Raw genomic sequence first — 17482 nt, 5'->3', positions numbered from 1 at the left:
CGCCATCCGGCCTACGGTTGTGCATCATGGCAACGCATTTAAATTCACCAGAAGAAGCCCCATATATGAGAAACGCAACTTTCTATCTTCTGGACAATGACACGCAACACGATGGCTTAAGCGCCGTCGAGCAGTTGGTGTGTGAAATTGCCGCAGAACGTTGGCGTGCTGGCAAGCGCGTGCTGATCGCCTGCGAAAACGAAAAGCAGGCTCTTCGACTGGATGAAGCCCTGTGGGCAAGACCGGCAGAAAGCTTTGTTCCGCATAATCTGGCAGGTGAAGGCCCCAGAGGCGGCGCACCGGTAGAGATTGCCTGGCCGGAGAAACGCAACAGCAGCCCGCGCGACCTGCTTATCAGTTTGCGCGTTGGCTTTGCAGATTTTGCCACCGCTTTCACAGAAGTGATAGACTTCGTTCCTTACGAAGATTCTTTGAAACAATCGGCACGCGATCGCTACAAAGCTTACCGCGTGGCTGGTTTTAACCTGAATACGGCAACCTGGAAATAATGGAAAAGACATACAACCCACAAGATATCGAACAGCCGCTTTACGAGCACTGGGAAAAGCAGGGCTATTTCAAACCTAACGGCGATGAAAGCAAAGAGTCCTTCTGCATCATGATCCCGCCGCCGAACGTCACCGGCAGTTTGCATATGGGTCATGCTTTCCAGCAAACCATCATGGATACCATGATCCGCTACCAGCGCATGCAGGGTAAAAACACCCTGTGGCAGGCCGGTACCGATCACGCGGGTATCGCAACCCAGATGGTGGTTGAGCGTAAGATTGCCGCTGAAGAAGGTAAAACCCGCCACGACTACGGTCGCGAAGCGTTTATCGACAAAATCTGGCAGTGGAAAGCGGAATCCGGCGGCACCATCACCCGCCAGATGCGCCGTCTCGGCAACTCCGTTGACTGGGAGCGCGAGCGCTTCACTATGGACGAAGGTCTTTCCAATGCCGTGAAAGAAGTCTTCGTTCGCCTGTACAAAGAAGACCTGATTTATCGTGGCAAGCGCCTGGTGAACTGGGACCCGAAACTGCGCACCGCGATTTCCGACCTGGAAGTGGAAAACCGCGAGTCGAAAGGCTCAATGTGGCACATCCGCTATCCGCTGGCTGACGGCGCGAAAACCGCTGATGGTAAAGATTACCTGGTCGTCGCCACCACCCGTCCGGAAACCGTACTGGGCGATACCGGCGTGGCCGTCAACCCGGAAGATCCGCGTTATAAAGATCTGATTGGCAAGTTTGTTGTTCTGCCGCTGGTTAACCGCCGCATTCCCATCGTCGGCGATGAACACGCTGATATGGAAAAAGGCACCGGCTGCGTGAAGATCACCCCGGCGCACGACTTTAACGACTACGAAGTCGGGAAACGTCACGGCCTGCCGATGATCAATATTCTGACCTTTGACGGCGACATCCGTGAAACCGCGGAAGTGTACGACACCAAAGGCGAAGAGTCCGACGTTTATTCCAATGAAATCCCGGCTGAGTTCCAGAAGCTGGAGCGCTTTGCCGCGCGTAAAGCGGTGGTTGCCGCTGTTGATGCGCTGGGCCTGCTGGAAGAAATTAAACCGCACGACCTGACCGTACCTTACGGCGACCGTGGCGGCGTGGTTATTGAACCGATGCTGACCGACCAGTGGTACGTCCGTGCCGACGTGCTGGCGAAACCGGCGGTTGAAGCGGTTGAAAACGGCGACATTCAGTTCGTACCGAAGCAGTACGAAAACATGTACTTCTCCTGGATGCGCGATATTCAGGACTGGTGTATTTCCCGTCAGCTGTGGTGGGGTCACCGTATCCCGGCATGGTATGACAACGACGGCAACGTCTACGTTGGCCGTACCGAAGACGAAGTACGTCAGGAAAACAACCTCGGTGCCGACGTTCAGCTTCGCCAGGACGAAGACGTTCTCGATACCTGGTTCTCCTCCGCACTGTGGACCTTCTCTACCCTGGGCTGGCCGGAAAACACCGACGCGCTGCGTCAGTTCCACCCAACCAGCGTGATGGTTTCCGGTTTCGACATCATCTTCTTCTGGATTGCCCGCATGATCATGATGACCATGCACTTCATCAAAGATGAAAACGGCAAGCCGCAGGTGCCGTTTAAGACCGTCTACATGACCGGTCTGATCCGCGACGACGAAGGCCAGAAGATGTCCAAATCCAAGGGCAACGTCATTGACCCGCTGGATATGGTCGACGGTATCTCCCTGGCAGAACTGCTGGAGAAACGTACCGGCAACATGATGCAGCCGCAACTGGCCGAGAAGATTGCCAAGCGTACCGAGAAGCAGTTCCCGGACGGCATCGAGCCGCACGGCACCGACGCACTGCGCTTCACCCTGGCGGCGCTGGCCTCTACCGGTCGCGACATCAACTGGGATATGAAGCGTCTGGAAGGTTACCGTAACTTCTGTAACAAGCTGTGGAACGCCAGCCGCTTCGTGCTGATGAACACCGAAGACCAGGATTGCGGCTTCAACGGCGGCGAAATGACCCTGTCGCTGGCGGATCGCTGGATCCTTGCTGAATTCAACCAGACCATCAAAGCGTACCGCGAAGCGCTGGACAACTTCCGCTTCGACATCGCCGCGGGCATTCTGTACGAATTCACCTGGAACCAGTTCTGCGACTGGTATCTGGAGCTGACCAAGCCGGTAATGAACGGCGGTTCCGAGTCTGAACTGCGCGGTACCCGCAATACGCTGGTCACCGTTCTGGAAGGTCTGCTGCGCCTGGCACATCCGATCATTCCGTTCATCACCGAGACCATCTGGCAGCGCGTGAAGGTGATTTCCGGTATTACCGCAGACACCATCATGCTGCAGCCGTTCCCGGAATATAACGCCGCACAGGTTGATGAAGCCGCGCTGGCTGATACCGAATGGCTGAAGCAGGCGATCGTTGCCGTACGTAACATCCGTGCGGAAATGAACATCGCCCCAGGTAAACCGCTCGAACTGCTGCTGCGCGGTTGCAGCGCTGATGCGATGCGCCGTGTGAACGATAACCGCAGCTTCCTGCTGAACCTGGCGCGTCTGGAAAGCATCACCGTGCTGCCAGCCGATGACAAAGGTCCGGTCTCCGTGACCAAAATCATCGACGGCGCCGAGTTGCTGATCCCGATGGCTGGCCTCATCAATAAAGAAGATGAGCTGGCGCGTCTGGCGAAAGAAGTGGCGAAAATCGAAGGTGAGATTGCCCGTATCGAAGGCAAACTTTCCAACGAAGGTTTCGTTGCTCGCGCACCAGAAGCAGTTATCGCCAAAGAGCGTGAGAAGCTGGACGGTTATGCGGAAGCGAAAGCGAAGCTGATTGAGCAGCAGGCGGTCATCGCCGCGCTGTAAAGCTGTTTGTCGGATAAGCGTATCGCATCCAACACCGCAGACGATAAAAGCCTCTGACGCATATGCTCAGAGGCTTTTTGTTGAATTATCCTCGCTTGCGCTTCCCCTTACCGCAGTGGTATTAACTGCATATGTCTCACTTTTATGTCATGAGTTCGCTATGAGTGCCATTACCTCCGTCGCGGCGACGCTGCGTCGAATTTCTGCCGATGATAACGCCGCAATTGCCCGCGTGATCCGCAAAGTTTCCGCTGAATACGGGCTTACTGCCGATAAAGGCTATACCGTTGCCGACCCTAATCTGGATGAACTATTCCAGGTTTACAGCCAGCCGGGCGCGGCCTACTGGGTGGTTGAGCAAAACGGTGAAGTCGTGGGCGGCGGCGGCGTTGCGCCGTTAGGATGTAGCGAACCGGACATTTGCGAACTGCAAAAGATGTACTTCCTGTCGAGCGCACGCGGTCAGGGGCTGGCGAAAAAGCTGGCGCTGATGGCCCTCGAACATGCCCGTGAGCAGGGTTTCAAACAGTGCTATCTGGAGACCACGGCGTTTCTGACCGAGGCAATCCGCCTGTATGAACATTTAGGGTTTGAGCATATCAGCGAAGCGCTGGGCTGTACCGGACACGTGGATTGCGAAGTGCGGATGTTAAAGCCCCTCTGACTTCAGCATGAGGGGCAATGGTTGCGTTACTGCATTTCGGCGGAGAGCATCAGCCGAATGACGCCAGCCGCGCGAGCGGTTGGCAGCTTCAGCACCTGTGACCATAAATCCTGCACCATTTCACAAGCGACTTTCTCTTTGCCCACGCCTTTACTCGGATCAGCCATAATCTGGATATCCGGTCCAAAGCGTTGTACCAATCCCGGGCTGATGGATTGCAGATCCTGAAGCGCCAGCTGTTTCTCTTGCGCCGTAACCGTATGTTTGTTTGGGCCATAAGCCGCGTGCATCATACTCATGTCGCTGGCCATACGACGATTCATCAGCTCCCGAGGAATAATACGCACCGGGTTAATCCCGCCTTTCACCGCCGGGAACAGAAAGCGAAAACACTCGTCATCGCCCACTTTTGCCACCGCAGCAATCTGCTCGAGGTTAATTTTCATATACTCAATCACATTGGCATCGGGTGCCTGCTGCAAACGCGCCATCTGTACCTGCAGGATTTGCGGCTGAATAGCGTCGATAATCTGTTGTTCGCTTTTCCCAGCTTCTTTCAGTTGCGTTGCCTGGTTGAGGATGTTCTGCCATAACGCGGGTTCTTGCTCTTTAAGTACCTGATAAACAGGCATTGCCAGCATCGCATTTTCAAATTTCTGCGCGTCCGTCAACCCATAATCAGGGCTTTCGCGCGGGATCAGGTAGTGCACATCAAACAGATTCCACGCGACAATCGCCACCACAAAAACCACCGCGCCGGAGATCTTTCCCAGCCAGCCTTTTTTGCGAAACATGCCAACGACGATAGCAATCACCGCCCCGATATATCCCGCCAACAATACGTGTGCCCAGTTCATTAACCATCCTTATGCAAAACAGTCTCTGTTGCGGGGATATATTTCCCCTTCGTGTGTTTTGATTATTACGGCAGCAGCGAGCGATTTCCAGCCACCAGATTTTGCTAATGGAAACAGGAAAGGTAAAACCGCGCGACGATTAGCGCCGCGCGTCAGAGAAGAGAGTCAGGCTGGCACGCCGCTGTGGAAGCGGAATTCATCGTCGGGAGAAGTAATCAATGCGGCTTCTACTTCGCCAAAGAACCGCACCCGACTACTGATATCGTCGGCAGAAACCTGCTGTGCCAGCGCCAGATAGTCCTGATAGTGCCGCGCCTCGGATCGCAGCAGAGAAAGATAAAATGCCTGTAAATCGTCATCCAAATACGGCGCCAGCGCGGCGAACCGTTCACAAGAACGCGCCTCAATGTAAGCCCCGCAAATCAGTTTGTCGATTAGCGTTAATGGCTCGTGGGTTCGCACCTCTTTGAGCATGCCTTTGGCATAACGGCTGGCGGTAATTTTGACATAGGGAATGTTGCGGCTCATCATCGCCTCACGCACCTGCCAGAAGTGGTGCAGCTCTTCTTTGATCAGCAAAACCATGCTGTCGATCAGCTTGCGCCCCCACGGGTCGTCAGTTTGCGGCATTACGCTTTTGCTTATCTGTTTATTCAGCGCGATAAAATCCGGTTCATCCCCTTCTCTGAAAGCATACGCTTCATAGGGTTTCAGCCAGTCCAGTAGCGCCTGCGATCCCTGTTTATCTGCAACATACTTACGCACCAGCAGCATGGCCGTTTGCGCCGCTTTCAGCTCGCAGACGAGATGATCCGTCAGTAACAGAGGGAGATTCGTCGGGGCTCGCGCTTTATCAAGCCAGGCCTGGGGCGTTTTACAGTGCAGGAAGTTGTGGATCGGGGAGAGTATTTGCAGGTAATCCATACGTTATCCTTGGCCTACGGCAGCAGACGCTACCGTAGGTCAGCAGATGACTTAGTGACGCACGCCGTCATCATCTTCGTCGACGAGGTCTTCATCGTCGCCGTCTTCACCTTCTTCGCCGTTCGGGTCTTCAAAATAGGTGCCCCAACCGTCGTATTCCACATCAAATTTTTCAGCCAGGTTCATCAGTTGCTCAACCTGAGCGTCGATCAACTCGGCATTCAGAGCACATTCGCTCAGGATGTCACAGCAAATAACCGTGTCGCCCTCTTCCACCTCCAGCTCTTCCGGCTCGGTCACTTCATAACCCAGCTTGAAGGCTTCTACTGCCGCTTTTTCCAGGGTTTCAAAGTCGTCCGCGGAAAGGTGATGCTCGATGGTGTACAGCGCGTCTGGATCGCTGCCATCTTCGAGTAACTCTTCAATAATCAAGCGCGTTTCTTCACGCTGTTCTTCCAGTAGTTCCGGGTTTGCCATGGCTCATTCCTCATAATGTCCTGCCGATACTCCTATTGTCACATACCGCTGTCATTGCCTCCACCTTTCCAGGAAAGATTTGTTAAACAAGGTTGCAAATGAATAAACATCCATATAAATTGAATTTTAATTCAATAAATGGCCTAAACCATGTGAGGGAACTATGTCTGCGTTTTATCAGAAACATTTTTTGAAACTGCTTGATTTCACCTCTGCTGAACTCACGTCACTGCTCCAGCTCGCCGCGCAGCTCAAGACGGATAAGAAAAACGGTACCGAGGTCGCTAAACTCACCGGTAAAAACATCGCGCTCATCTTCGAAAAAGACTCAACCCGCACCCGTTGCTCTTTCGAAGTTGCCGCATACGATCAGGGCGCGCGCGTGACGTATCTCGGGCCGAGCGGCAGCCAGATTGGTCATAAAGAGTCGATCAAAGACACCGCCCGCGTACTCGGTCGTATGTACGACGGTATTCAGTATCGGGGCCACGGTCAGGAAATTGTCGAGACGCTGGCGGAATATGCCGGAGTTCCGGTTTGGAACGGATTAACCAACGAATTTCACCCTACCCAACTGCTGGCGGATTTACTCACGATGCAGGAACACCTGCCGGGTAAAGCGTTTAATGAGATGGTGCTGGTCTACACCGGCGATGCCCGCAACAATATGGGCAATTCCATGCTGGAAGCCGCTGCGTTAACCGGACTGGATCTGCGCCTGGTCGCGCCCCAGGCCTGCTGGCCGGAGGAAAGCCTCGTTGCAGAGTGCAAAGCGCTGGCACAGAAAAACGGCGGCAATATAACGCTAACCGAAGATGTCGCCACGGGCGTGAAAGGCGCGGACTTCATCTATACCGACGTCTGGGTATCGATGGGCGAAGCGAAAGAGAAATGGGCCGAACGTATTACGCAACTGCGTAAGTACCAGGTTAATAGCGCGATGATGGCGTTGACCGGCAATCCACAGGTGAAATTCCTGCACTGCCTGCCTGCGTTCCATGACGATCAAACCACGCTTGGCAAACAAATGGCGCAGGAATATGGTCTGCACGGCGGCATGGAAGTGACCGACGAGGTGTTTGAGTCACCCGCCAGTATCGTATTTGATCAGGCGGAAAACCGAATGCACACCATCAAAGCGGTGATGGTCGCGACGCTTTCCAAATCATAGCATTGCGTGATTGAATTGCCGGATGGCGATGCTGACGCACCTTATCCGGCCTACCATCGTGCTTCCGTAGGCCGGGTAAGTCGCACCCGGCAAACCGGTTTATGCTACCCGCATTTTCACCACGGCTTTGCGTACCAGCGCCGGAGCGCCGACCGCGCACAGCGGTTTATGCACTTCGCCCGGATAAAAGACGACGAAGTCACCTTCGTTCAGCACCACCGTTTTCTCCTGTTCGCCTTCCGGCAGAAAGGCGATATCTTTATCCGCCAGCCAGTCAGTTTCCGGTGCGCCCGCAGGCTGCGTGCTGAAAGTCATGCCTTCCTGACCTTTGAGCAGGATCTGAATATCCAGATAGCGAGCGTGATATTCGGCGCGGCGCTGCGCAAACGGCTCCGTCATATCTTCAGCAATCAGATAGAACAGACGTTCGCCGTCGATGTCGTGCTTACCCTTTTCCGTCGCATCCGTCACGTGCGCTTTAATGTGCTCAATCGCCTGACGCAGCTCTTCCGGCAGCCAGGCATCCAGGTTGTGAATATTGCCGACAATCATTTCAAACCCCTTAATTAAAACATCGTTTCATTTTGGTTGTTATACGAAAAAACGGTCTGCCATACCACTGCTATTTACCGATATTTTGCGTCAACGCATGTTTATCGCTGATGATGTTAAATAATTGCTAATAGCCAGCAACAGGTTATGCATAAACTCTGCATAACTTTCGTCTCATACTTTTCAACTCAGTCACTAACTCACTGTTATAGAAAGCTTTGTTAGAAAAACCAGCAATCGATCACAGTTTACGTCTCCTTCGTTATCTTTCTTCATCGTCATATTTATTTTGAAATAAACCTTACAGCACAAATAATAAAATAATAGATTCGCATAAAAATTCATTAAATATATAAAAACATATAAAAATCAACGCACTATTTAATTTATTAAATATTTAGATATGTACATAAAATTAACACAGTTAAATAACAAGACATCTTCCTGCGTAGTAATTCAATTATTCATGTTTTTATTTTTTAAATTCTCAGAGCCATCTCATAAATTAAACAACAAATGCCAAACATTGACCTGACTGTGAAATGAATCACGTTTCTCTATCAGATAAGATCTAAATATAGATTCTGAAATCAGCTGAAAAACCATGACTGCAATAAACATTATTTGCAGGCACCTCCTCTTTATTTTTAAAATTGTATTAAAGGAATAATGATGGAAAAGCATTATGTCGGATCTGAAATCGGTCAATTACGTAGCGTAATGCTACATCGCCCTAACCTCAGCTTAAAAAGGCTGACACCGTCAAATTGCCAGGAATTGCTTTTTGATGATGTTCTTTCGGTAGAACGTGCAGGAGAAGAGCATGACATTTTCGCCAACACGTTACGTCAACAGGGAATTGAGGTTCTGTTACTCACTGATTTATTGACACAAACTCTGGATATCCCCGATGCCAAAAGCTGGCTACTGGATACACAAATTTCTGATTATCGCCTTGGCCCCGCTTTCGCCACGGATATTCGCGCCTGGCTTGCAGATATGCAGCACCGGGAGCTCGCCCGACATTTAAGCGGTGGGCTGACATACGGAGAAATTCCTGCCTCAATCAAAAATATGGTGGTCGATACTCACGATATTAATGACTTTATTATGAAGCCATTACCAAACCACTTATTTACCCGCGACACCTCATGCTGGATATATAACGGCGTATCCATTAATCCGATGGCAAAAACTGCACGTCAACGAGAAACTAATAACTTGCGGGCGATTTACCGTTGGCATCCACAATTTGCCGATGGTGATTTTATTAAATATTTCGGCGATGAAAATATTAATTACGACCACGCCACATTAGAAGGTGGAGATGTACTGGTCATTGGTCGCGGCGCAGTTCTCATCGGTATGTCGGAACGTACCACGCCGCAGGGCATTGAGTTCCTTGCCCAGTCGCTATTTAAGCATCGCCAGGCAGAACGCGTCATCGCAGTCGAACTGCCGAAACATCGCTCCTGTATGCACCTCGATACCGTCATGACCCACATCGATATCGATACCTTCTCCGTCTACCCGGAAGTGGTGCGCCCGGATGTCCAGTGCTGGACCCTGACACCAGACGGGCGCGGCGGCCTGAAACGCACCCAGGAAAGTACGCTGGTACATGCCCTCGAAAAAGCACTTGGCCTCGACCAGATCAATCTGATCACCACCGGTGGCGACGCCTTCGAAGCTGAACGCGAACAGTGGAATGACGCGAACAATGTTCTGACGCTGCGCCCCGGGGTTGTGGTGGGCTACGAACGCAACATCTGGACCAACGAAAAATACGACAAAGCTGGCATCACTGTTTTACCCATTCCTGGCGACGAACTGGGACGTGGGCGCGGCGGTGCGCGCTGCATGAGTTGCCCGCTGGAACGCGACGGTATTTAAGGAGACGTTATGGAAAACAAACCTACCCTGGTTGTGGCACTGGGCGGCAATGCACTACTCAAACGCGGCGAACCGCTGGAAGCCGACATCCAACGCAAGAATATTGAGCTGGCGGCAAGAACTCTCGCTCAACTCACGCAGCAGTGGCGCGTAATTCTGGTACACGGCAATGGCCCGCAGGTTGGACTTTTGGCGTTACAAAACAGTGCTTATGCCAACGTCACCCCCTATCCGCTCGATATTCTCGGCGCAGAAAGTCAGGGAATGATTGGCTATATGCTGCAACAGGCCCTGAAAAACCAGCTCCCACAGCGTGAAATTAGTGTCCTGCTGACTCAGGTTGAAGTCGATGCCCACGATCCGGCCTTCAGCAATCCCACCAAATATATCGGGCCGATTTATGACGAACCCCAGGCCCACGCGTTACAGGCGGAAAAAGGCTGGGTTTTCAAAGCCGATGGTAAAGCGTTCCGCCGTGTTGTGCCCTCTCCACAACCCAAACGAATCGTGGAAAGTGACGCCATTCGCACACTGATCGCCCGCGATCATCTGGTTATCTGCAACGGCGGTGGCGGCGTACCGGTGGTGGAAAAAGCCGATGGCTACCACGGTATTGAAGCGGTGATCGACAAAGATCTCTCCGCCGCCCTGCTCGCCAAACAAATCCACGCCGATGCGCTGCTTATCCTGACCGATGCCGATGCGGTGTATCTCGACTGGGGCAAACCTACCCAGCGCCCGCTGGCCCAGGTTACGCCGGAACGGCTCGGCGAAATGCAATTCGACGCCGGTTCAATGGGCCCCAAAGTCACCGCCTGCGCGGAATTTGTCTCTCACTGTCACGGGATTGCTGGCATCGGCTCATTGGCTGATGGTTCGGCCATTCTCGCCGGTGACAAAGGCACGCTAATTCGGCGCGAAGCCACTGATGTTAACGCTTAAGGCTTTTTTTGCTGGGTAAAGCGAAGCCTTATCCAGCCTACATAAGGATATTTTCATGACTGTTAACCTGAAAAATCGCAATTTTCTCAAATTGCTGGACTACACCCCAACGGAAATCCAGTACCTGATCGATCTGTCTATCGAGTTAAAAACGGCAAAAAAAGCCGGACGCGAAAGGCAAACGCTGGTTGGTAAAAATATCGCGCTAATCTTCGAAAAAACGTCAACTCGCACCCGCTGCGCCTTTGAAGTCGGCGCTTTCGATCAGGGCGCACAGGTGACCTACCTTGGCCCAAGCGGCTCGCAGATTGGTCATAAAGAGTCGATGAAAGATACCGCCCGCGTGTTAGGCCGCATGTATGACGGTATTGAATACCGCGGCTACGGCCAGGAGATCGTGGAAGAACTGGGTCAGTTCGCTGGTGTGCCGGTCTGGAACGGGCTGACGAATGAATTCCACCCTACGCAGATCCTCGCGGATCTGATGACCATGCTGGAACACGCCCCGGGTAAAACCTTACCCGAACTGAGCTTCGCTTACCTTGGTGACGCCCGCAATAACATGGGCAATTCGCTGATGGTCGGCGCGGCGAAAATGGGGATGGATATTCGTCTGGTCGCACCGAAATCCTTCTGGCCGGACGAGGCGCTGGTTGCCGAATGCCGTGAAATCGCCAGCGTGACGGGCGCGCGCATTACGCTCACAGAGGATGTTGAGGAAGGCGTTTACGACGTGGACTTTCTCTACACCGATGTCTGGGTTTCGATGGGGGAACCCAAAGAGGCGTGGGCAGAACGCGTCAGCCTGATGACGCCTTATCAAATTAACCAGCAGGTCATCGATGCGACCGGCAATCCCAATGTGAAATTCATGCACTGCCTGCCCGCCTTCCATAACGAGCACACCAAAGTGGGCCGTGAAATCGAAGCGGCTTACGGCCTGAAAGGGCTTGAAGTCACGGAGGAGGTATTTGAGTCAGCGCATTCCATCGTCTTCGACGAAGCAGAAAACCGGATGCATACCATTAAAGCGGTCATGGTAGCGACACTCGGCGACTAACCCCAGCGGGCATGTGTCGCCTGGCGGCATATGCCCAAGCTATCCGGAGAACATCATGGGCAAATTCAAATTTCCCAGCGCGTATACCATCCTGTTTATTCTCATTGCGCTCGTCGCCGTTATGACCTGGATTGTCCCTGCCGGGAAATACCAGATGGCGATGAATGCCACCCTGGGCAAAGAAGTGCCGGTTGCCGGTACCTATGCCCCAACAGAGGCGCATCCACAAGGTTTAACGGCTGTACTGCTGGCTCCGATTGACGGGCTTTATAACCACGAAACCTACACCGCAGGCGCGATTGATGTGGCGTTGTTTGTCCTGATTATTGGCGGGTTTCTCGGCGTGGTAAACAAAACGGGCGCCATCGACGCCGGCATCGAACGCGTGACGGTCAGGCTGAACGGCAAAGAAGAGTGGATGATCCCCATCCTGATGGGACTTTTCGCCGCCGGAGGCACAATTTACGGCATGGCGGAAGAATCACTCCCTTTCTACACCTTATTGGTTCCGGTCATGATGGCTGCGCGCTTTGATCCACTGGTTGCTGCTGCAACCGTTTTGCTTGGCGCAGGCATCGGCACCCTCGGTTCAACAATCAACCCTTTCGCAACGGTTATCGCCGCTAACGCCGCCGGGATCCCCTTCACCCAGGGAATGCTGATGCGCATTCTGCTGCTGGTCGTCGGCTATGTTATCTGTGTGGTATGGGTCATGCGCTATGCACGGAAAGTTCGCAGCCATCCTGAGCTTTCCATCGTGGCCGATAAAATGGAGGAAAACCGTGCCCATTTTCTCGGTAGTCGCGCCAATACCAATCTTGAATTCACGGCTACGCGTAAGTGGATCCTGCTGATATTCGCCGCCGCCTTTGCAGTGATGATTTATGGCGTCGCGGTGCTCGGCTGGTGGATGGCGGAAATATCTGGGGTTTTTCTGGCATCTGCGATTATCGTCGGCGTGATTGCCCGCATGAGTGAAGAAGTATTCACCTGTACCTTCATTGACGGGGCTCGGGATCTGCTCGGCGTGGCGCTGATTATCGGCATTGCGCGCGGTATCGTCGTGGTGATGGACAACGGCATGATCACCCACACCATTTTGCACAGCGCCGAAAATTTAGTCTCCGGTCTGTCCACCACCATTTTCATCAATGTGACTTACTGGCTGGAAGTCTTGCTCTCCTTCCTGGTCCCTTCCTCGTCTGGCCTGGCGGTGCTCACGATGCCCATTATGGCCCCGCTGGCTGACTTCGCCCATGTGCAAAGGGATCTGGTCGTCACCGCGTATCAATCCGCTTCCGGCATTGTGAATCTGATTACCCCCACCTCAGCGGTTGTGATGGGTGGGTTGGCCATCGCTCGTGTTCCTTATGTGCGCTACCTGAAATGGGTCGCACCACTGCTGCTAATTCTGACGGTGCTGAACATGGTTGTTCTGAGTATCGGCGCGATGCTGTAGTCCTGTTGGCCGTCGGATCCCGACGGCTTTTTTGAGCGCGCTCTCGTTTTTCTGCACAACCGCCCGTTTGAGCCGTTATTGATACTGCAAATGTGGTGAATTTCGCCATCGCATTGATACAAATGATAAATTTAGGGTGTTTTTATGAAGGAATTCGATGATTACTCGACCAAAGAGCAGAAACAGTTGGCGATTTGTCAGCGCCTGATAAGCGAAAAAAGCTACCTGTCTCAGGAAGCGCTTCGCCGCGATCTACAACACCATGGTTTCACCGGGATTAGCCAGTCAACGGTATCTCGTCTGTTGAAACTGCTCGGTGCTATAAAAATAAGAAATACAAAAGGGCAAAAAATTTATTCTGTAAATCCGCAATCACGACCCGCACCTGATGCTGCCCGATCGATTGCTGAAATGGTGGTCAGCGTGGAACACAATAGCGAGTTTATCCTCATCCACACGGCAGCAGGCTATGGTCGCGCCGTAGCCAGAATCCTCGATTATCACGCGTTGCCAGAAATTCTCGGCGTCATTGCCGGTAGCAGTATTGTCTGGGTCGCGCCGCGGGTGGTACAGCGAACGGGCCTGGTCCACAAACAGATTAATTATCTATTCAAAATGAATTAAAATTCATAAGAACCGTTTGCGATGAATAAATAGTGCATTTTTCGCTTGATCCCATAACGGAGCTGAGTATAATCGCGGACAATTTGCCGGGAGGATGTATGGTTCAGTGTGTACGACATTTTGTCTTACCGCGTCTGAAAAAGGACGCTGGCCTGCCGTTTTTCTTTCCGTTGATCACCCATTCCGAGCCCCTCAATTGAGGGGCTTTTTTTTTGCCCAGGCGTCAGGAGATAAACATGGCTAACCCGCTCTATCAAAAACACATCATTTCCATAAACGACCTCAGCCGCGATGACCTTAATCTGGTCCTCGCGACGGCGGCGAAATTAAAAGCTAACCCGCAGCCAGAGCTGTTAAAACATAAGGTCATCGCCAGTTGCTTCTTTGAAGCGTCAACCCGCACCCGTTTATCTTTTGAAACCTCCATGCACCGTCTGGGCGCCAGCGTGGTGGGTTTCTCTGACAGCAGCAACACGTCGCTTGGCAAAAAAGGCGAAACTCTGGCCGACACCATTTCCGTCATCAGCACCTATGTCGACGCCATCGTGATGCGCCATCCGCAGGAAGGCGCCGCGCGTCTGGCAACGGAGTTCTCCGGTAACGTGCCGGTACTGAACGCCGGCGACGGTTCCAACCAGCATCCCACCCAAACGCTGCTGGATCTGTTTACCATTCAGGAAACGCAGGGTCGCCTGGACAATCTGCAAATCGCCATGGTGGGTGACCTGAAATATGGCCGTACCGTCCACTCCCTGACCCAGGCGCTGGCAAAGTTCGAAGGTAACCGCTTCTACTTCATCGCCCCGGACGCGCTGGCCATGCCGCAATACATTCTGGATATGCTGAATGAAAAAGGTATCGCCTGGAGCCTGCATGGCACTATCGAAGAGGTAATGGCGGAGGTCGATATCCTCTACATGACCCGCGTACAAAAAGAGCGTCTGGACCCGTCCGAATACGCCAACGTGAAAGCACAGTTTGTTCTGCGTGCCAGCGATCTGAACGGTGCCAGAGCGAACATGAAGGTGCTGCATCCGCTGCCGCGCATTGATGAAATCACCACCGACGTCGACAAGACGCCGCACGCCTGGTATTTCCAGCAGGCTGGCAACGGCATCTTCGCCCGCCAGGCGTTACTGGCACTGGTACTGAATAGCGAACTGGCACTGTAAGGGAGAAAAAGAGATGACACACGATAACAAACTGCAGGTTGAAGCCATCAAACGTGGCACCGTAATTGACCATATTCCCGCACAGGTTGGTTTTAAGCTGCTGACGTTGTTCAAACTGACTGAAACCGACCAGCGTATCACCATCGGCCTGAACCTGCCGTCTGGCGAAATGGGCCGTAAAGACCTGATTAAAATCGAAAATACGTTCCTGACCGACGAGCAGGTAAACCAGCTCTCCCTGTACGCTCCGCAGGCAACGGTAAACCGCATTGACGATTATGACGTGGTGGGGAAATCACGTCCGAGCCTGCCTGAACGTATCGATAACGTGCTGGTTTGCCCGAACAGCAACTGCATCAGCCATGCTGAACCAGTATCGTCCAGTTTTTCAGTGAAAAAGCGCGCTGACGACATCGCACTCAAATGCAAATACTGTGAAAAAGAGTTTTCGCATTATGTGGTGCTGGCCAACTAATTGGTGTTGGTAATGATTTCCCGGCTCCCTATAATGGCCGGGAACATTCTATTACCGCTGTAATTCAGGAGAAATCATGAGCAAGACTATCGCGACGGAAAATGCACCAGCAGCAATCGGCCCATACGTTCAGGGCGTTGACCTGGGTAGCATGGTAATCACTTCCGGTCAGATCCCGGTCGATCCGAAAACCGGTGCCGTATCGGAAGACGTGTCCGCTCAGGCGCGTCAGTCGCTGGAAAACGTACAAGCTATCGTTGAAGCAGCAGGCCTGAAAGTGGGCGACATCGTAAAAACTACCGTCTTCGTTAAAGACCTGAACGATTTCGCAACCGTAAACGCGACCTACGAAGCGTTCTTCACCGAGCACAACGCTACTTTCCCGGCGCGTTCTTGCGTGGAAGTTGCCCGTCTGCCGAAAGACGTGAAAATCGAGATTGAAGCGATCGCCGTTCGTCGCTAAGTCTTTTTGTGCCGGATGGCGGCTTCGCCTTGTCCGGCCTACGCAAGCATAGTTTGCAGGCCCGGTAAGCGCGAGCGCCACCGGGCATTTATCACATCACACCAAACAGTCTCGGCAGGAACAGCGAAATCGCCGGAATGTACGTGACGATCATCAGCACCAGGAACAGCACGAAGTAGAACGGCAGCATCGCCTTCACCACCTGCTCAATTTTCTGCTTACTCACCGCACTGGCCACAAACAGCACCGACCCTACCGGCGGCGTTATCAGGCCGATCCCTAAATTCACCAGCATGATCATCCCAAAATGGACCGGATCAATGCCGAGCGCGTTGGTCACCGGTAGCAAAACCGGCGTCAAAATCAGGATCAGCGGCGCCATATCCATCAGCGTACCGATCAGCAACAGCATGATGTTAATGCACATCAGGATGACGTATTTGTTGTCCGAGATGCTGGTGAAAGCTTCGGTGATACGCATCGGCAACTGCATATAGGTCATGACGGCACCGAACGCGGCGGCAAAACCTATCAGGATCATGACGATAGTGACCGTTTTCACCGTACGGAACATCAGCTTCGGCAGTTCAGACCATTTATAGTCACGATAGATAAACATGGTGACAAAGAAGGCCCACAGACAGGCAATCGCCGCAGATTCCGTCGCGGTAAAGATACCTGACAAGATACCGCCCATGATGATCACAACGGTCATTAAGCCCCACAGCGTATCGACGAATATCTTCAACGCCTGGCGAAACGGTACACGCTCCCCTTTTGGATAACCGCGTTTGTGCGCAAAAGCGACGCACATCACCATCAGGCTGAAGCTTAACAGCAGGCCCGGTAGGATCCCGGCGATGAACAGCGCGGCAATCGACACCGTCCCGCCTGTTGCTAGCGAGTAGATAACCGAGTTATGGCTCGGCGGCGTGAGGATCGCCTGCACCGAGCCGCTGGCAGTGACCGCTGCAGCAAAGTCGCGCGGATAACCTTTTTTATCCATCTCCGGGATCATTACCGAACCGATAGACGCGGTATCGGCCACCGACGATCCAGAAATTGCGCCAAAAAAGGTCGATGCCACAATGTTGACCAGCGACAGCCCGCCGCGAATAAAGCCAACGAAAATATAGGCAAAGTTTACCAGCCGCCGCGCAATGCCCCCTTCGGCCATAATAGCCCCGGCCAAAATAAAGAACGGGATCGCCAGTAGCGAAAACTTGTTCACCCCACTGGTCAGTTGGATCATCACCGCTTCCAGCGGAATATCAATGTACCAGGCCCCAATGATGGCGCTAATGCCAACCGCGTACGCTACCGGTACCCCAATCGCCAGCATAATGCCGAGCGTAAAGACGAGAATAAATGCATCCATCTGCTTT

Annotated in this window: 20 protein-coding genes; 14 read left to right on the top strand and 6 right to left on the bottom strand. The window is 52.8% G+C overall.

From position 1 onward, the window contains the following. Nucleotides 1–65: 65 nt before the first annotated feature. The 3 genes from holC to WC7_RS22825 all read left to right on the top strand — a co-directional run bounded on the left by holC (nucleotide 66) and on the right by WC7_RS22825 (nucleotide 4028). Entirely contained in the window at nucleotides 66–509 is a 444-nt protein-coding gene (holC, locus tag WC7_RS22815) for a DNA polymerase III subunit chi (RefSeq protein WP_016151505.1), read from the top strand. Continuing rightward, nucleotides 509–3364, top strand: coding sequence for a valine--tRNA ligase (locus WC7_RS22820; RefSeq protein WP_016151504.1), 2856 nt, complete (start codon nucleotides 509–511; stop codon nucleotides 3362–3364). Before holC ends, WC7_RS22820 begins: the two co-directional genes overlap by 1 nt. 160 nt (nucleotides 3365–3524) lie before the next feature. Further along, nucleotides 3525–4028 carry a GNAT family N-acetyltransferase gene (locus tag WC7_RS22825; protein ID WP_003025856.1) on the top strand — a complete coding sequence of 168 codons (504 nt, stop codon included), beginning with the start codon at nucleotides 3525–3527 and terminating at the stop codon, nucleotides 4026–4028. Nucleotides 4029–4054: 26 nt separating this feature from the next. Here WC7_RS22825 and WC7_RS22830 read toward each other — a convergent pair whose 3' ends face one another. The 3 genes from WC7_RS22830 to rraB all read right to left on the bottom strand — a co-directional run bounded on the left by WC7_RS22830 (nucleotide 4055) and on the right by rraB (nucleotide 6286). Further along, entirely contained in the window at nucleotides 4055–4885 is an 831-nt protein-coding gene (locus WC7_RS22830; protein WP_016151503.1) for a hypothetical protein, read from the bottom strand. Nucleotides 4886–5050: 165 nt separating this feature from the next. Further along, nucleotides 5051–5809 carry a tRNA isopentenyl-2-thiomethyl-A-37 hydroxylase MiaE gene (gene miaE, locus WC7_RS22835; RefSeq protein WP_016151502.1) on the bottom strand — a complete coding sequence of 253 codons (759 nt, stop codon included), beginning with the start codon at nucleotides 5807–5809 and terminating at the stop codon, nucleotides 5051–5053. 51 nt (nucleotides 5810–5860) lie between these two features. Further along, a complete protein-coding gene (gene rraB / locus WC7_RS22840) occupies nucleotides 5861–6286 on the bottom strand; it encodes a ribonuclease E inhibitor RraB (protein WP_016151501.1) in 426 nt (141 codons plus the stop codon). Between the two features lie 163 nt (nucleotides 6287–6449). Between rraB and argF (WC7_RS22845) the strand changes: the two genes are divergently transcribed. Beyond that, nucleotides 6450–7457, top strand: a complete 1008-nt coding sequence (argF, locus tag WC7_RS22845; RefSeq protein ID WP_016151500.1) for an ornithine carbamoyltransferase — start codon at nucleotides 6450–6452, stop codon at nucleotides 7455–7457. 99 nt (nucleotides 7458–7556) lie between these two features. Here the strand turns inward: argF (WC7_RS22845) and WC7_RS22850 are convergent, their stop codons facing one another. Further along, nucleotides 7557–8009, bottom strand: coding sequence for a YhcH/YjgK/YiaL family protein (locus tag WC7_RS22850; protein ID WP_016151499.1), 453 nt, complete (start codon nucleotides 8007–8009; stop codon nucleotides 7557–7559). 672 nt (nucleotides 8010–8681) lie between these two features. On the opposite strand from WC7_RS22850, the gene arcA reads away from it, so the two are divergent. The 5 genes from arcA to WC7_RS22875 all read left to right on the top strand — a co-directional run bounded on the left by arcA (nucleotide 8682) and on the right by WC7_RS22875 (nucleotide 13987). After that, nucleotides 8682–9902 carry an arginine deiminase gene (gene arcA, locus WC7_RS22855; protein ID WP_016151497.1) on the top strand — a complete coding sequence of 407 codons (1221 nt, stop codon included), beginning with the start codon at nucleotides 8682–8684 and terminating at the stop codon, nucleotides 9900–9902. Nucleotides 9903–9911: 9 nt separating this feature from the next. Next, nucleotides 9912–10844 (top strand): carbamate kinase, encoded by a 933-nt coding sequence (gene arcC, locus WC7_RS22860; RefSeq protein WP_016151496.1) that lies wholly within the window; start codon nucleotides 9912–9914, stop codon nucleotides 10842–10844. Nucleotides 10845–10899: 55 nt separating this feature from the next. Then, complete coding sequence (argF, locus tag WC7_RS22865; RefSeq protein ID WP_016151495.1) at nucleotides 10900–11904, top strand: ornithine carbamoyltransferase; 1005 nt, start codon at nucleotides 10900–10902, stop codon at nucleotides 11902–11904. Between the two features lie 55 nt (nucleotides 11905–11959). Then, complete coding sequence (locus WC7_RS22870) at nucleotides 11960–13363, top strand: YfcC family protein (protein ID WP_016151494.1); 1404 nt, start codon at nucleotides 11960–11962, stop codon at nucleotides 13361–13363. 144 nt (nucleotides 13364–13507) lie between these two features. Next, nucleotides 13508–13987 carry an arginine repressor gene (locus WC7_RS22875; protein WP_003839609.1) on the top strand — a complete coding sequence of 160 codons (480 nt, stop codon included), beginning with the start codon at nucleotides 13508–13510 and terminating at the stop codon, nucleotides 13985–13987. Here WC7_RS22875 and WC7_RS26545 read toward each other — a convergent pair. Further along, nucleotides 13984–14106, bottom strand: coding sequence for a hypothetical protein (locus WC7_RS26545; RefSeq protein WP_085951096.1), 123 nt, complete (start codon nucleotides 14104–14106; stop codon nucleotides 13984–13986). The two genes, WC7_RS22875 and WC7_RS26545, sit on opposite strands and share 4 nt — an antisense overlap. Here WC7_RS26545 and pyrL point away from each other — a divergent pair. The 5 genes from pyrL (at nucleotide 14086) to ridA (ending at nucleotide 16097) form a co-directional block, all read left to right on the top strand. Beyond that, nucleotides 14086–14187 carry a pyr operon leader peptide gene (gene pyrL / locus WC7_RS25000; RefSeq protein WP_003025819.1) on the top strand — a complete coding sequence of 34 codons (102 nt, stop codon included), beginning with the start codon at nucleotides 14086–14088 and terminating at the stop codon, nucleotides 14185–14187. The genes WC7_RS26545 and pyrL overlap by 21 nt on opposite strands. Further along, the gene (locus tag WC7_RS27275; RefSeq protein ID WP_106875647.1) at nucleotides 14168–14221 is read left to right on the top strand and encodes a pyrBI operon leader peptide; all 54 of its coding nucleotides are present in this window, start codon (nucleotides 14168–14170) and stop codon (nucleotides 14219–14221) included. The genes pyrL and WC7_RS27275 overlap by 20 nt, the downstream gene beginning before the upstream one ends. Nucleotides 14222–14223: 2 nt before the next feature. After that, the gene (gene pyrB, locus WC7_RS22880) at nucleotides 14224–15159 is read left to right on the top strand and encodes an aspartate carbamoyltransferase (RefSeq protein WP_016151493.1); all 936 of its coding nucleotides are present in this window, start codon (nucleotides 14224–14226) and stop codon (nucleotides 15157–15159) included. Nucleotides 15160–15172: 13 nt separating this feature from the next. Continuing rightward, nucleotides 15173–15634, top strand: coding sequence for an aspartate carbamoyltransferase regulatory subunit (pyrI, locus tag WC7_RS22885; protein ID WP_016151492.1), 462 nt, complete (start codon nucleotides 15173–15175; stop codon nucleotides 15632–15634). A 76-nt stretch (nucleotides 15635–15710) separates the two neighbouring features. Next, nucleotides 15711–16097: a 2-iminobutanoate/2-iminopropanoate deaminase gene (ridA, locus tag WC7_RS22890; protein ID WP_016151491.1), complete on the top strand. Its 387-nt coding sequence runs from the start codon at nucleotides 15711–15713 to the stop codon at nucleotides 16095–16097. Between the two features lie 91 nt (nucleotides 16098–16188). Here ridA and WC7_RS22895 read toward each other — a convergent pair whose 3' ends face one another. Next, on the bottom strand, nucleotides 16189–17475 hold the full coding sequence (locus tag WC7_RS22895; protein WP_016151490.1) for a TRAP transporter large permease: 1287 nt from the start codon (nucleotides 17473–17475) through the stop codon (nucleotides 16189–16191). Nucleotides 17476–17482 lie beyond the last annotated feature (7 nt).

Source organism: Citrobacter sp. KTE151 (genome assembly GCF_000398845.1).
Classification (GTDB): Bacteria; Pseudomonadota; Gammaproteobacteria; order Enterobacterales; family Enterobacteriaceae; genus Citrobacter; species Citrobacter braakii.
Note: the sequence above shows the minus strand (reverse complement) of the source record. Positions and strands in the feature narration are given on the sequence as shown.

Coding starts and splice junctions, on each gene's coding strand:
- WC7_RS22895 (WP_016151490.1), bottom strand. CDS start 17,475: ATGGATGCATTTATTCTCGTCTTTACGCTCGGCATTATGCTGGCGATT.
- arcC (WP_016151496.1), top strand. CDS start 9,912: ATGGAAAACAAACCTACCCTGGTTGTGGCACTGGGCGGCAATGCACTA.
- miaE (WP_016151502.1), bottom strand. CDS start 5,809: ATGGATTACCTGCAAATACTCTCCCCGATCCACAACTTCCTGCACTGT.
- argF (WP_016151500.1), top strand. CDS start 6,450: ATGTCTGCGTTTTATCAGAAACATTTTTTGAAACTGCTTGATTTCACC.
- WC7_RS22825 (WP_003025856.1), top strand. CDS start 3,525: ATGAGTGCCATTACCTCCGTCGCGGCGACGCTGCGTCGAATTTCTGCC.
- WC7_RS26545 (WP_085951096.1), bottom strand. CDS start 14,106: ATGTCGTACACACTGAACCATACATCCTCCCGGCAAATTGTCCGCGAT.
- WC7_RS22830 (WP_016151503.1), bottom strand. CDS start 4,885: ATGAACTGGGCACACGTATTGTTGGCGGGATATATCGGGGCGGTGATT.
- holC (WP_016151505.1), top strand. CDS start 66: ATGAGAAACGCAACTTTCTATCTTCTGGACAATGACACGCAACACGAT.
- rraB (WP_016151501.1), bottom strand. CDS start 6,286: ATGGCAAACCCGGAACTACTGGAAGAACAGCGTGAAGAAACGCGCTTG.
- pyrL (WP_003025819.1), top strand. CDS start 14,086: ATGGTTCAGTGTGTACGACATTTTGTCTTACCGCGTCTGAAAAAGGAC.
- WC7_RS22820 (WP_016151504.1), top strand. CDS start 509: ATGGAAAAGACATACAACCCACAAGATATCGAACAGCCGCTTTACGAG.
- WC7_RS22870 (WP_016151494.1), top strand. CDS start 11,960: ATGGGCAAATTCAAATTTCCCAGCGCGTATACCATCCTGTTTATTCTC.
- arcA (WP_016151497.1), top strand. CDS start 8,682: ATGGAAAAGCATTATGTCGGATCTGAAATCGGTCAATTACGTAGCGTA.
- WC7_RS22875 (WP_003839609.1), top strand. CDS start 13,508: ATGAAGGAATTCGATGATTACTCGACCAAAGAGCAGAAACAGTTGGCG.
- WC7_RS22850 (WP_016151499.1), bottom strand. CDS start 8,009: ATGATTGTCGGCAATATTCACAACCTGGATGCCTGGCTGCCGGAAGAG.
- pyrB (WP_016151493.1), top strand. CDS start 14,224: ATGGCTAACCCGCTCTATCAAAAACACATCATTTCCATAAACGACCTC.
- argF (WP_016151495.1), top strand. CDS start 10,900: ATGACTGTTAACCTGAAAAATCGCAATTTTCTCAAATTGCTGGACTAC.
- ridA (WP_016151491.1), top strand. CDS start 15,711: ATGAGCAAGACTATCGCGACGGAAAATGCACCAGCAGCAATCGGCCCA.
- pyrI (WP_016151492.1), top strand. CDS start 15,173: ATGACACACGATAACAAACTGCAGGTTGAAGCCATCAAACGTGGCACC.